Origin of the sequence: Bradyrhizobium sp. (assembly GCF_049581145.1) — a bacterium.
GTDB lineage: Bacteria > Pseudomonadota > Alphaproteobacteria > Rhizobiales > Xanthobacteraceae > Bradyrhizobium.
Window position 1 is genome coordinate 1 of the sequence record NZ_JBAURI010000973.1, and the last position, 2,116, is coordinate 2,116.

Below are 2,116 nucleotides of genomic sequence, written 5' to 3' on the forward strand. Positions count from 1 at the left end.
CGAGTTTGTGCCGGTGCTGGCGCGCGCTGCCGTCGCGGTCGGCGTCGCCGGCGTCTTCATCGAGACACACCCCGATCCCGATCATGCGCCGTCGGATGGTCCGAACATGGTGCCGCTCGCCGAGTTCGAGGCATTGCTGAAGCGGTTGATGGCGTTTGACGCGCTGGCCAAAAGCACAGCGCCCTGATGCGTCAGCCCGCAGCGCGTCCGCAAGACCAGCGCCCTGCCGCCGGCCCTCGATATCATTGCGATGGCGACCTTCGCGGCAAGCCTGTCGGCGCGTGCGCTTGACCCGGTGCTGCCGCATGTCGCCGCCGAGTTTGGCGTGACGATCGCAACGGCCGCGGGGGTTCGCTGCGGTGTCCGCCGTCACCTTTGCGGCCGTGCAGCCGGTGATCGGCGCGGCAGCCGACTTGTTCGGCAAGGCGCAGCTGATGATCTCAGCCGCCACCCTGGCGGGGCTGCACTCGTCGCGTTCCTCTTTTCATGGGCCAGACGGTCGGGCCACTGGCCTACGGGTTCGGCGTCGAGCACGCCGGCCTGTGCACGGTTTCTAAAGGCCGCGCACGACGCGGCCGTGTCTCAGCCGTGTCTTAAACGTCTTGGGTCTTCCCGGTCTCGAATGCGGCAATCCGTGCAGCGAGCTCCGTCCGCACCTGTGCGATGACACCGGCATAGTCGCGCGTCTCATCCTGCCGGAACAGCCGCACGGCCGGATACCATGGGCTGTCGTTGCGATCGAGCAGCCAGCGCCAGTCGCCGATGTAAGGCAGCATGATCCAGGTCGGACGCCCCAGCGTGGCCGAAAGGTGCGCGACGCTGGTGCATACGGTGATCACGAGATCGAGGTTTGCGATGAGCGCGGCGGTTTCCAAAAAATCGGTCAAGTCGGCCGTGACGTCGACGATGTCCGCGCGCTCGCTCAAGGCCGGCTTGTCCTCGGGCCGGGGGTCCTTCTGCAGGCTCATGAAGGTCGCGCCGAGGTCGAGGAGGGGCGTCAAGGTCTTGAACGGCATCGATCGATTGCGATCATTGCCTTGCTTGGGATTGCCGGACCACACCAGACCGACCCGCAATCGGTGGTGCGAACCGAGACGCTGTCTCCAGACCTGGACGCGCTCTCGGGGAAGGGCCGGCAGATAGCTCGCCGTCGGAATCGTCTCGAGCGTGGTCCGGAAGGCGAGCGGCAGGCTCGTGATCGGGCAATGCATGTCGAAGGCGGGGAGCCGGCCGGCGGGGACGGGCAGGCATGCGGCGACCCCCGGAAGTCCCGAGAGCAGCGGACAGAGCGCCGCCTGCACGACGAGAATGATGCGAACGCCGCGGGCGGCCAGCATCGGCACATAGCGCGCAAACTGGATCGCGTCCCCAAGCCCCTCGTCGACATGAACAAGGATGGTCTTGCCCGCGATCGGTTCCTCGCCCAGCCATTTGGGTTGCGAAAATGTCGGATAGTCCGGCGAAAAACCCGCGACCTTCCAGCGGGCTTCGCGCTCGGCCCAGCCGGCCTCGAAATCTCCGGTCAGGAGCTGGAGATGCGCCAACTGCCAGCCGGCCTTGCCGTCATTCGGATCCAGCGCCTTCAGACGCCGATAGGTATCGCCCGCTTCATCGAACCGGTTGAGTTGCAGCAGCGCAAAGCCCTTGTTGAAGAGCACTTCGACATGATCCGGCTGCAGGTCAAGTGCCTTGTCGAACCACTCGAGCCCCTCTCGATGGCGGCCGAGCCATAGCAGCGCATCACCGATATTGTTGCAGGTGATGGCGGCGGTCGGATCCAGCGCATGCGCCCGCAGGTCGTCGGCAAGACATTCTTCATACCGCTTCAGGGCGCGCAAGACGCGCGCGCGCATCTGCAGAGTAGGGGCGTGATCTCCTTGCAATTCATCGCACAGATTGAGTCGATCAAGCGCCTCCGCGAACCGCTCCAACTGATACAGGAGCACGCTGCTTTGATAGGCCGCCTCCCAATGGCATGGGTTGAGCTGCAAGGCGTGCCGATAGCTGGCGAGGGCATCGGTCGGGCGATCGAGTGCTTTGAGAACGCCGCCGAGTTGCTTCCACAGCTCGGCATCGTCAGGGCTCAACTGCACCGCCTTGTCGAAAACGCTGAGGG

1 protein-coding gene and 2 pseudogenes are annotated in these 2,116 nt (G+C 65.1%); 2 read left to right on the forward strand and 1 reads right to left on the reverse strand.

Annotation, left to right across the window (positions count from 1 at the left end; genetic code table 11):
- Both WCB02_RS31760 and WCB02_RS31765 read left to right on the forward strand, forming a co-directional pair.
- Positions 1-187, forward strand: a pseudogene (locus WCB02_RS31760) (3-deoxy-8-phosphooctulonate synthase); the annotation flags it as partial.
- Positions 187-464 (forward strand): annotated as a pseudogene (locus tag WCB02_RS31765) (MFS transporter); the annotation flags it as partial. The pseudogenes WCB02_RS31760 and WCB02_RS31765, both read left to right, overlap by 1 nt.
- 129 nt (positions 465-593) lie before the next feature.
- On the opposite strand, the gene WCB02_RS31770 reads toward WCB02_RS31765, so the two are convergent.
- Positions 594-2,116 (reverse strand): tetratricopeptide repeat protein (locus WCB02_RS31770; protein ID WP_423964427.1); only part of this gene is annotated, 1,523 nt, incomplete at its 5' end.